This window comes from Pontibacter deserti, assembly GCF_023630255.1.
Lineage (GTDB): Bacteria > Bacteroidota > Bacteroidia > Cytophagales > Hymenobacteraceae > Pontibacter > Pontibacter deserti.
This window is the reverse complement of sequence record NZ_JALPRS010000001.1, coordinates 1,238,129-1,248,973: the sequence shown is the minus strand read 5'-3', so window position 1 is coordinate 1,248,973 and position 10,845 is coordinate 1,238,129. Positions and strand designations below refer to the sequence as shown.

12 protein-coding genes and 2 tRNA genes are annotated in these 10,845 nt (G+C 38.4%); 11 read left to right on the top strand and 3 right to left on the bottom strand.

Annotation, left to right across the window (positions count from 1 at the left end; all coding sequences use genetic code 11):
- Positions 1 to 16 precede the first annotated feature (16 nt).
- The 5 genes from MJ612_RS05390 (at position 17) to MJ612_RS05370 (ending at position 4,864) form a co-directional block, all read left to right on the top strand.
- Positions 17 to 1,375 (top strand): hypothetical protein, encoded by a 1,359-nt coding sequence (locus tag MJ612_RS05390; RefSeq protein ID WP_187030167.1) that lies wholly within the window; start codon positions 17 to 19, stop codon positions 1,373 to 1,375.
- A 69-nt stretch (positions 1,376 to 1,444) separates the two neighbouring features.
- A complete protein-coding gene (locus MJ612_RS05385; RefSeq protein WP_187030165.1) occupies positions 1,445 to 2,362 on the top strand; it encodes a glycosyltransferase family 4 protein in 918 nt (305 codons plus the stop codon).
- Complete coding sequence (locus tag MJ612_RS05380; protein ID WP_187030163.1) at positions 2,362 to 3,513, top strand: glycosyltransferase family 4 protein; 1,152 nt, start codon at positions 2,362 to 2,364, stop codon at positions 3,511 to 3,513. The genes MJ612_RS05385 and MJ612_RS05380 overlap by 1 nt, the downstream gene beginning before the upstream one ends.
- 7 nt (positions 3,514 to 3,520) lie before the next feature.
- Positions 3,521 to 4,090 carry a WcaF family extracellular polysaccharide biosynthesis acetyltransferase gene (locus MJ612_RS05375; protein ID WP_250419062.1) on the top strand — a complete coding sequence of 190 codons (570 nt, stop codon included), beginning with the start codon at positions 3,521 to 3,523 and terminating at the stop codon, positions 4,088 to 4,090.
- Positions 4,091 to 4,120: 30 nt separating this feature from the next.
- The gene (locus tag MJ612_RS05370; protein WP_187030161.1) at positions 4,121 to 4,864 is read left to right on the top strand and encodes a glycosyltransferase family 2 protein; all 744 of its coding nucleotides are present in this window, start codon (positions 4,121 to 4,123) and stop codon (positions 4,862 to 4,864) included.
- 4 nt (positions 4,865 to 4,868) lie between these two features.
- On the opposite strand, the gene MJ612_RS05365 is transcribed toward MJ612_RS05370, so the two are convergent.
- The 3 genes from MJ612_RS05365 to MJ612_RS05355 all read right to left on the bottom strand — a co-directional run bounded on the left by MJ612_RS05365 (position 4,869) and on the right by MJ612_RS05355 (position 6,056).
- Positions 4,869 to 5,756 (bottom strand): FkbM family methyltransferase, encoded by an 888-nt coding sequence (locus MJ612_RS05365; RefSeq protein ID WP_187030159.1) that lies wholly within the window; start codon positions 5,754 to 5,756, stop codon positions 4,869 to 4,871.
- Positions 5,757 to 5,852: 96 nt separating this feature from the next.
- Positions 5,853 to 5,926, bottom strand: a tRNA-Asp gene (locus MJ612_RS05360).
- 56 nt (positions 5,927 to 5,982) lie between these two features.
- A tRNA-Asp gene (locus MJ612_RS05355) sits at positions 5,983 to 6,056 on the bottom strand.
- 225 nt (positions 6,057 to 6,281) lie between these two features.
- Here MJ612_RS05355 and MJ612_RS05350 point away from each other — a divergent pair.
- From MJ612_RS05350 to MJ612_RS05325, 6 genes are all read left to right on the top strand, one after another.
- A complete protein-coding gene (locus MJ612_RS05350) occupies positions 6,282 to 7,232 on the top strand; it encodes an acetyl-CoA carboxylase carboxyltransferase subunit alpha (protein WP_187030157.1) in 951 nt (316 codons plus the stop codon).
- A gap of 141 nt (positions 7,233 to 7,373) precedes the next feature.
- Positions 7,374 to 8,216: an MBL fold metallo-hydrolase gene (locus MJ612_RS05345; RefSeq protein WP_187030155.1), complete on the top strand. Its 843-nt coding sequence runs from the start codon at positions 7,374 to 7,376 to the stop codon at positions 8,214 to 8,216.
- 3 nt (positions 8,217 to 8,219) lie between these two features.
- Positions 8,220 to 8,984, top strand: coding sequence for a patatin-like phospholipase family protein (locus tag MJ612_RS05340; RefSeq protein ID WP_187030153.1), 765 nt, complete (start codon positions 8,220 to 8,222; stop codon positions 8,982 to 8,984).
- A gap of 170 nt (positions 8,985 to 9,154) precedes the next feature.
- Positions 9,155 to 9,781: an autotransporter outer membrane beta-barrel domain-containing protein gene (locus tag MJ612_RS05335; protein WP_187030151.1), complete on the top strand. Its 627-nt coding sequence runs from the start codon at positions 9,155 to 9,157 to the stop codon at positions 9,779 to 9,781.
- Positions 9,782 to 9,874: 93 nt separating this feature from the next.
- Entirely contained in the window at positions 9,875 to 10,426 is a 552-nt protein-coding gene (locus MJ612_RS05330) for a 1-acyl-sn-glycerol-3-phosphate acyltransferase (protein ID WP_187030148.1), read from the top strand.
- A gap of 33 nt (positions 10,427 to 10,459) precedes the next feature.
- On the top strand, positions 10,460 to 10,810 hold the full coding sequence (locus MJ612_RS05325) for an MmcQ/YjbR family DNA-binding protein (RefSeq protein WP_187030146.1): 351 nt from the start codon (positions 10,460 to 10,462) through the stop codon (positions 10,808 to 10,810).
- Positions 10,811 to 10,845: the final 35 nt, after the last annotated feature.

Genomic DNA, 10,845 nt, shown 5'->3' with positions numbered 1-10,845 from the left:
TTCAATGGTTAGGAGTGTGCAAAATTATAAATTAGGCTACCAAATAGGGATACTAATTTGTATTGCTACTTTGTTGCTTGTATTCACAAGCTTGTCTTTCTGGGCATTAATAGGGGCTTTGTTCTTTTCTTATGTATTTGTAAATCTTTTATTTGGCTTTGGTGAAGGAATACCTGTTAACTTAGTTATTGTCTTTATAGCATCACTTCAGTGGATAATAGGCCCTATTTTAAGCTACTATACCGGAATTAATCACCCATTTTATAAAATGCATGTGCCGGAAGATGTTTATTTTAGTTACATCATTCCGGGTACAATACTCTATCATATTGGTTTATCTCTACCTGTATTAAAAGCCCATAAAATATCTATTACTCAAATCGGGCGGCTTGAAGAAGCTACTACAGATAAAGCACAAAGTGCTTACTATTTGTTAGGTGTTGGATTTGCAGCAGGTATTATAGCACCTCTTGCACCACCTGCTCTTTATTTCTTTTTGTACCTGGTTTCTCAGTTAAAATATATTGGAGCGTTTTATTTATACTTAGGTAAAACAGGTAATAAGTTGGTACTCTATGCTGTTTTTGCTTCCCTTTTTTTAGAGGTACTGGCTTCAGCGATATTTCATGACCTTTTGCTTTGGGTAATGTTCTTCGTTTTTATTTATTGTATAAAAAACTATGTTAGTATGCCAAAGAAATTGGCATACGTGATTGTTGGCTTCTTTTTATTGTTAGTATTACAGTCAATAAAGTATCAATATAGAAATATTGCTTGGGCTAATGCCTCGCTCAGTTCATTTGCTAGAACAGAGTTGTTTACAGGTATGATGTTAACAACACTTCAATCACCGGGTGAATTATTTGAAGCAAAAAAAAATGAACTTACAATAACAAGACTTAATCAAGGATGGATCATTGCACGGGTTATGAATTATGTACCCTACCAGCAGCCTTTTGCTGATGGTGAGACTATACAGAATGCCTTTAAGGCTTCTTTGCTTCCTCGTTTTATTGCTGAATCTAAAGCTACTGCAGGAGGAAGAGAAAATATGCTTCGTTTTACAGGAATAGAAATGCAGGCAGGTACGAGTATGAACATTAGTATTATCGGGGAAGCTTATGCCAACTATGGACGTACCGGAGGTATTATTTTTATGCTTTTTGCAGGCCTTTTATTTAGTATAATACTTCGTTTAGTACTTTTTAAAAGTCAGGAAAATCCAACCTTGCTACTCTGGATTCCTTTTCTCTTTTTACAGGTAATAAAAGCTGAAACTGATTTGATTACTACTTTGAATTACCTCGTTAAGGCATCTATAGCTATGTTTATTGTTTTCTGGGCATTCAGAAAAATTTTAAAAGTAGAGATTTAATTGAGCATGCACATCACCTACTTTTTTCGCAAGCCACGAGCTGGTGCTTATAGTATTGAGCAGCTTTTTATGGAAGTCCAGAAAGAGTTTCCTGGTGATGTGCATTATACAAATTATGTTCTGAGCAGACACAGTAGTGGAGTATGGAACAGGATAAAATTAATATGGGAAGCATTTAAAAACAAAGGAACTATAAATCATATAACAGGAGACATAAACTTTATTGCTGCTTTACTCCCAAAAAACAAAACCATACTTACCATCCATGATATCGAGTCGCTGGAAAGGAAAAATAAAATAGCGAACTATCTACTTAACTTTTTATGGTTAAAACTGCCAATTGCTAAAGTAAAATATGTTACTGTTGTGTCTGAGACTACAAAACAAAAGCTAATTAGTAAGTTGGAGGTAGACCCATCAAAAGTAATTGTTATTCCCAATATTATTTCCCCTCTTTATAAGTGTACCTTTAAGGAGTTTGATAACAATAAGCCAACTATACTCCAAGTAGGCACGAAGTATAATAAAAATTTAGAGCGGTGTATCGCTGCTTTAAAAGGACTCTCCTGCAGACTGGTTATAGTTGGATCATTAAATGTAGAGCAACTTCAGTTACTTCAGGAAAACAAGATAGACTTTATAAACTATAATGAAGTTTCAGGTGAAGAGCTACGTAACTTATATGCAGAAGCAGATATAGTTTCTTTTGTATCTTTATTTGAGGGTTTTGGTTTGCCTATATTAGAAGCCCAAGCAACAGGAAAACCTGTACTTACCAGCAATTGCAGTGCTATGCCTGAAGTGGCCGGCAGTGGTGCTTTATTTGTAGATCCTTATAGTATAGAAGATATTAGAAACGGCTTTACTGAATTAATAAATAGTGAAGGCTTGCGTAACGATTTAGTTAGAAAAGGACTAGATAACTGCAGCCGCTTTAGCAACAAGGCCATTGCACAGTGTTACATTGACTTGTACAAGCAGATTTAATGTCACCTTTTAAACCCCGCATCCTCATCTTCATTGACTGGTTCCTGCCAGGTTATAAAGCCGGCGGGCCGGTGCAATCCTGTGTGAATATGATGGAGCATCTAAAAGGGGAGTTTGACTTTTATGTAATTACACGCAATATAGACTATTGTGAGGTACAACCGTACGAAAGCATAATATCAGATAGCTGGACTAAAACAAACACTTACCTACAGGTTTATTATGCCTCTAACAGAAGACTTACTTACACTGCTTTGGCAAAGGCAGCCCTTGATGCTAAACCGGACATAATTTTTATTAACGGCATCTACTCTTTATACTATTCAATTTTTCCGTTGCTTATTTCCAGGAAATTTAATGATGTTAAAGTAATTGTTTCAGCCAGGGGCATGCTGGCACCAAGTGCCATTGATGTAAAGGGGGGTAAGAAAAAACTTTTCCTGCAGATGGCTAAAGCACTTGGCTTTTACAGGCATGTCTGCTTTCATGCTACTAACAATACAGAGGAACTGCACATCAGGAACTTGTTTGGACAAAATCAACAAGTGAAGATTGCGCCAAATCTTCCGAAGATTTATACCCTTTCTTTTAGTGGTTTATCTAAGCAAACCGGTATGTTACGTTTGGCAAGTGTGGCCCGTATATCTCCTGAAAAAAACACGAAGTATGCATTACAGGTTCTGCATGAATATACTTTCGATGGCAATATAGTTTTTGACATTTTTGGCCCTGTATACGATGAAGCTTATTGGACTGAGTGTGTTGAACTAATAAATTCATTGCCAGGGAATATTCAAGTAAACTATAGAGGAAGTATAGAGCATACAAAAGTAACAGAAACGCTGCAACAGTATCATGCGCTTTTTTTACCAACACGCGGCGAGAATTTTGGACATATTATTTTTGAAAGCTTGACTGCGGGAAGACCTGTCGTAATAAGTGACCAGACACCTTGGCGCTCACTTGAAGAACATAACATTGGATTTGATATTCCGCTAAACAATCCTGCAGCCTTTGCAGAGAGCTTACAAATTATGCTTAACCAGACACAGGAGGAGTATGATATGTTAACAAATGCAGCGTATCTTTATGCACAACAGGTAAGCCAGGATAAGCAGGCCGTTGAGCTGAACAGGTTACTATTCAGATAATGTAAGCGTGATTACTACTACGAAACATACTACAGATTTATCTAAGTATAATAACGACTGGTATAAGCCAGGTGCAGGTTCTATAAAGCGCTTGCTCTGGTATTTCGTGAACGTATTATTCTTTTTAAATCCGCTTAACCCGGTCAGCTCTTTAAAAGTATGGTTGCTGCGTTTATTTGGTGCAAAAGTCGGTAAGGGAGTAGTAATCAAGTCTTCTGTAAACATTAAGTATCCTTGGCTCTTAACTATAGCGGACCATGTTTGGATAGGGGAGGAAGTATGGATCGATAACTTAGTGCAGGTTAAGCTTTTGAGTCATGTTACTATTTCGCAGGGAGCTATGTTGCTTACTGGCAGTCACAACTATAAAATAACAACATTTGACCTTGTAGTTGGTGAGATTGTATTAGAAGAAGGAGCCTGGATAGGTGCAAAAGCTTTAGTTTGCCCTAGTGTTACGTGTAAGTCTCATAGTGTTCTGGCTGCTGGCTCTGTTGCAACTGCTGATCTAGAACCGTACATAGTTTACCAAGGCAATCCGGCAACGCCTAAGCGTGAACGCCAAATAGAAGAATAAATTTACCAATCAAACATTTTCTCGCTTCCCTTGAAGGTCTCCATCATCACCATCGTTTTTAATAACTGTGAAACTATAGCAGATGCTATAGAATCTGTTTTGGAGCAGACTTATCCAGATATTGAATATATTGTTGTAGATGGTATGTCTAATGATGGCACTGTGGAGATCATAAGAAGGTATGGTAACAAGATAACTAAATTTGTATCTGAGAAGGACAGCGGCTTATATGATGCAATTAATAAAGGAATATGTCTGGCTACCGGTGATGTAATTGGGTTCTTACATTCTGATGATATATTTTACTCACCGGAAAGTATAGCCCAGATCGTTGAAGCTTTTAAAGCAAATAACACGGACAGTATTTATGGTGATCTCTTATATGTCAAGAAATCAGATACAAATAGGATTGTACGAAACTGGATCTCTGGTAAATATAATCGGGAGAATTTCTTGCTTGGGTGGATGCCACCGCATCCTACATTTTATGTAAAACGTGAACTGTACCAGAAATTGGGATTATATAATACAAAGTTTAGAAGCGCTGCAGATTATGAGTTAATGTTGCGGTACCTATTCAAGCACAAAATAACTACAACTTATCTACCTGAGAAGCTTGTTAAAATGCGTGTAGGAGGGAAGAGCAATGTCACACTGAATAATAGGATCAGGGCGAATCAAGAAGACTATCAGGCTTGGGTCATTAATAATCTGCAACCATATTTTTTTACAAGATACTTAAAGCCACTAAGGAAACTGTTACAGTTTATATAGCAACCTAAAATGAATTATTTAATATATTAATTTTCTTACTATTTATTATTCTGTCCATAATGAACTCGTTATCTCTTATATATAATTCATTATGATTCAAGTTTGTTGATTTTCGAGTTAAGTTTCTGCTAAATGGATTATAACTGAACGATCTAAAACCTGCTTCCTTCAATTGCATCCGAATATCATCTTCATTATAACTATACCTTAAACCGGAGCCATTGAGCTCAATAATGATTGCTTTAAGGTTAGGATTACTTAGGGTGTGAGTGGCGCCTTTGAGAACCTGTGCTTCAAAACCTTCAACATCTATTTTTAAGAGCAATGGTTGGTTAACATTAATAATAATTGAGTCTAATGTTATAATATCAATTTTTTCCTTTTCTCCTATACTCTCTGCATCTGTTACTATATGATTTATTGTATCTAGAGATTTGGTGAAAAACATAGAAGTATTTTCTCCTCCTAGACCAATATTTAGAGTTGTTATTAAACTCTCCAGTCCATTGACTCTAACATTTCTCATTAACCTATTATATGTAACAGTGCTAGGCTCAATTGCTATGGTCTTAGCTTTACATACTCCGGAAGCGAGAATAGAATAACTACCTATGTTTGCTCCAACATCTACAAATAAATCATCTTCCCTAAGGAAATGTAATAGGAACCCCATATCAGAGAATTCATGTAGACCGGTATATAAGTTTCCTGTTGCTCCAGTCATTCCTCTTTCAACAACTAAATATGTATCTTCCACAAATGGATAAACAACAGGATAAGGATTTAAACGACTTCCAATTTGCCACTTAATAAACCTAATAAGAGCATTAATTCTATTCTTTCTTGTAAGCTGATGGCTTAAGATAAATTTGAGAGTGTTTATTATTGACATGATTAATATTGGATTATCAATATAATATTAGTGAAAGAGAGGTATAAAACAAAAAAGCCCTCAGAAAATTAATTCTAAGGGCTTCTCTTTTAGATGCGGTCCGGACGGGACTCGAACCCGCGACCTCCGCCGTGACAGGGCGGCATTCTAACCAACTGAACTACCGGACCAATAATTTGAAATAGCAGAGCCTTTTGCTCTGGATGCGTTGACCGCAGATAATCTGCGGTCCGGACGGGACTCGAACCCGCGACCTCCGCCGTGACAGGGCGGCATTCTAACCAACTGAACTACCGGACCAACTTTGTTTTCCCTAACGCTGTTCGTTAAAGTGATACAAAAGTATAGGGTTAATTTTGAATGTGCAAGTGTCAAGCATATTTTTCGAACTATATTTTATCATAAAAAACCTAATTTGTTGTGTTCCACCACATTTATTTTTCAGATGAAGTATATTTTTGCTACTTCCGTACCTGTAATAACAGAAAGTCTTAAATTTGTAGCGAATTATCAGCGATAAAAAATATGCTTTTAGATTTCGAACAGCCAATTGCTGCCTTAGAGGGCAAACTGCAGGAAATGAAAAAGCTGGCCACAGAAAGCCAGGTAGATGTTTCGGAGGCGGTTAAGGCTCTGGAAGAAAAAATAAAGAACCTTAAGAAGGAAACCTACGCTAATCTTACGCGCTGGCAGCGTGTACAACTTTCCCGGCATCCGGACAGACCTTATACCCTGGACTATATAAATGGTATTACTGACAAGTTTGTAGAATTACACGGCGATCGTACGGTAGGTGATGACAAAGCAATGGTGGGTGGCTTTGGTGAGGTAGAAGGACGTAGCATTATGTTTATTGGGCAGCAGAAAGGGCGTAACACCAAGCAGCGCCAGTTGCGCAACTTTGGTATGGCTAACCCGGAAGGATACCGTAAAGCGCTCCGCCTGATGAAAATGGCAGAGAAGTTTGGAAGACCTATTGTTACGTTGATAGATACACCAGGAGCATTTCCTGGGCTGGAGGCAGAAGAACGTGGACAGGGCGAAGCGATAGCGCGTAACCTGAAAGAGATGTTCATGCTGAAAGTGCCTGTAATTTGTATCGTAATCGGCGAGGGTGCATCAGGTGGTGCATTGGGTATAGCTATTGGCGACCGTGTAATGATGCTTGAAAACACATGGTACTCGGTTATATCTCCGGAATCCTGCTCGTCTATACTTTGGAGAAGCTGGAACTATAAAGAACAGGCTGCTGAGGCTTTGAAGTTAACAGCCAAAGATATGCTGCAACATAAGCTGATTGATGGCATCATTAAAGAACCACTCGGTGGTGCTCATACTGAACCAGACAAGATGATGCGTACTTTGAAGCGTGAGATCTGCAAATTGCTTGATGAGCTTGAAGGTATAGATGCTGAAGATCGTATTATGCAACGTATCGAGAAGTTCTCAGATATGGGTGTAGTTTTAGAATCTTAACTATAGTAGATACATAGAAAAGAGGCAGTAAGGAGTTTATACTTTACTGCCTTTTTTAATTTTATTTGTATACTTCAATTTTCGGGTAATGAGTCTTGATAGAAGCGAAGTTCATCGAATTTATACTTAACAATACTTACTATGAAATTACATGTTATAGATACAGGCTTTTTTAAGTTAGATGGTGGGGCTATGTTTGGTGTTGTACCAAAAACAATTTGGCAGCGCTCGAATCCAGCTGATGAAAATAACCTGTGTACATGGGCTATGCGTTGCCTTTTAATTGAAGATGGGGACCGCCTTATCCTGATTGATAATGGGATCGGAGATAAGCAGGATGCAAAGTTTTTCAGCTATTACTATTTACATGGTGATGCTTCTTTACAAAAGTCTTTGAAAGCTGCTGGTTTTGCACCTGAAGATGTAACAGACATGTTCCTGACGCACCTGCACTTTGACCATTGTGGGGGTGGAGTTAAGTATAAAAATGGGGATAGAAGTCTTGAGCTTGTTTTTCCAAATGCTACTTACTGGTCTAATGCCGAACATTGGAAATGGGCAACAGAACCAAATGCGCGCGAGAAAGCATCTTTCCTGAAAGAGAATATTCTTCCGATGCAGGAAAGCGGTCACCTCAGATTTATTGATCCATCTCAACCTTCACCCATACAACAGTTTGAGATCATCTACATGAATGGCCATACAGATAAGATGATGCTGCCTGTAATCAACTATAAAGGGCAGAAGCTGGTATACATGGCTGACCTTTTACCTTCTGTAGGCCATATTCCGTTGCCTTATGTAATGGGATATGATACCCGACCACTCTTAACCCTGGAAGAAAAAGCCCTGTTCCTGAACAAAGCTGCCGAAGAGAATTATATACTGTTCTTCGAACACGATGCTATAAATGAATGCTGCACAGTGGAGCAAACAGAGAAGGGTGTTCGATTAAAAGAAACTTTCAGGTTTAGCGAACTATAATTAGTGAAAATCGGACTAGCTTTATCAGGTGGGGGAGCACGCGGTATAGCCCATTTGGGAGTATTGAAAGCATTTGATGAATTAGGAATTAATATTTCTATACTTTCCGGCGTAAGTTCAGGAGCTATTGCCAGTGTTTTTTATGCAGCCGGCTATAAGCCTGAAGAGATACTGAAGCTGATAAAAGAGCTTAGCGTTTTCAAGATCATTCGGCCTGCATTTGGCAAGATAGGTTTTCTGCATCTAGATGAAGTAGAGAAGTTATACGAAAAGTATCTGGGCAAAAATGCTTCCTTCGAAAGTCTGGACCGGCCTGTAATTATAAGTGCTACAGAAATGAATGAGGGGGTAGTGGTATACTTCTCTACAGGAGAACTTATCAAGCCTCTTATCGCCTCTTCAGCAGTACCAATACTTTATCATCCTATATCATACCAAGGAAAATTATTGAATGATGGGGGCTTGCTGAATAACATGCCAGTTGATCCGCTGCACCAGAATTGTGATATAAAGATAGGTGTGCATGTAAACCCGATAAACCATCAGGCTAAAATTACAACCCTACGAAGTATGGTGGAGCGAACAGCACATCTGGCTATAAATAACAATGTACGCATGCGCCTGCACTTATGTGATTTTCTGATCGAGCCACCAGAGTTAAAGTATTACCGACTGATGAGCTTCCGGAAGGCAGATGAAATTTTTAATATTGGTTACCAGTACACAAAGCAGCTTGAGAAGCATTTAAAGCAACTTATTCAGCAGTAATTATCAATAGTATATATTACCTGCATGCACTACAAAATAGTTTTAAGACTTACTTATTACTTTGGTAAGCAAATAATTATACTTGCTATTTAAAAAATTATAGTTAAAATGTAAATCTTTTTATAAGATGTGCGTACATATGCTTATTCAGCCCACACCCTTTATAGCATATGAAAAAACTTTTACTCCTCTTATTATTACTCCCTTCTTTTGTAATTGCCCAGGAAAATGAAAGCTTCATGTTTAAAGCTAAAGTGAAGCACGGGTCTATACTTATTGGAGGAACATTAAGCGGCTTTGCCTACAAAACATCTGATAACCTGTTTACAGCTAATGGCGCGCAGGAAGATGGGAGACTAATTCAAGTTAACCTACAGTCTAAGAATGGTTATTTTATTATGAATGACTTTGCTGTTGGCTTAAACCTGAACCTATTTCACGAAAACACAAAAGTAACTTCTGATCCGGAGCAGGAACCCTTCAAAGAAACTTATTTTATGGCAGGCCCTTTCGTTCGCTATTACCTCGATAACGGGGTATTTGGTGAAGCGGGAGCCAGCGTTGGTAAACACAATTTCTCTGATGGTTTCCAATCCAACTTGTTAGAAGGTTCTGTAGGAGTTGGATATGCTTTTTTCTTTAATGAGAAGTTTTCTATTGAGCCGCTTCTATCGTTCCGTTATTTCCGTCAGAAAAAAAACGACCAGATTTATTCTACTTTCGGACCGATGGTAGGAGTTGGGTTCCAGGCTTATCTGCTACGTAAGCGAGCGCACGTAATAAAGATAGGTTTGTAAATACGCTTTATTGTGTGTATTTATACATTCTGATAGAACCCAGAGAAGTATAACTTTATAGAAAGTTATTTTTCTGGTTGTATAAACACCCACATGATCGGCAAATTACTAGCAAAATTTATTTTTAAAGTTTCCGGCTGGAAACTGAACGGCAACTTAACACCTGAAAACCGCCGCAGTGTAATGGTGGCGGCACCTCATACCAGTAACTGGGACTTTATTTATGCCCGCGCCGCTTTTTACCTGATGGATGCGCCAATACGCTTTACCATTAAGAAAGAGTTTATGGTGTTTCCTTTCGGTTCGTTGCTTAAAGCTATGGGAGCTTTGCCGATTGATCGCTCTAAGAACACCAAAATGGTAGATGCGATGATCCGTATTATTAAAGAAACTCCCGGTGATATGTGTGTACTGGTTACTCCCGAAGGAACGAGAAAATACCAGCCACGCTGGCGCAGGGGCTTTTACTATGTGGCTTTAGGGGCTGGCGTACCTATTGTACTTGGCTATTTGGATTATGCTAAAAAAGAAGCAGGTATTGGTCCAACCTTTTATCCTACCGGTGACATTGAAGCAGACATGGAAGAGATTATGGCTTTTTATCGGACTAAAACAGCCAAATTCCCTGAGCATGGAGTTAAGTAAGTCAGAAATTCTGGAAATTATAAAATTTACAAAGTGAATATTGAAGAGCTACGTACATTGTGCCTGAGTTTGCCAGGTGTAACAGAAGATATTAAGTGGGGTGCAGACCTTTGCTTTTTAGTTGGTGAGAAGATGTTTTGTGTAACAAGTATAGATCCACCGCATTCAGTTTCTTTTAAGGTAACTGATGAAGAGTTTGATGAAATGGCAGCCAGACCCCTTATTATACCTGCACCGTACATGGCACGCAACAAATGGGTGAATGTGCAGGAGTGGGGTGGCCTTGCAGATATAGAGTGGGAGACTTATGTTAAGCAGAGTTATGGTTTAGTTAAAGCTAAATTGACAAAGAAGGTACAGAAGGAAATTGATGCAGTAGCATAAGACATACTTACATGAATTAAAAAGAGCACCTGAGT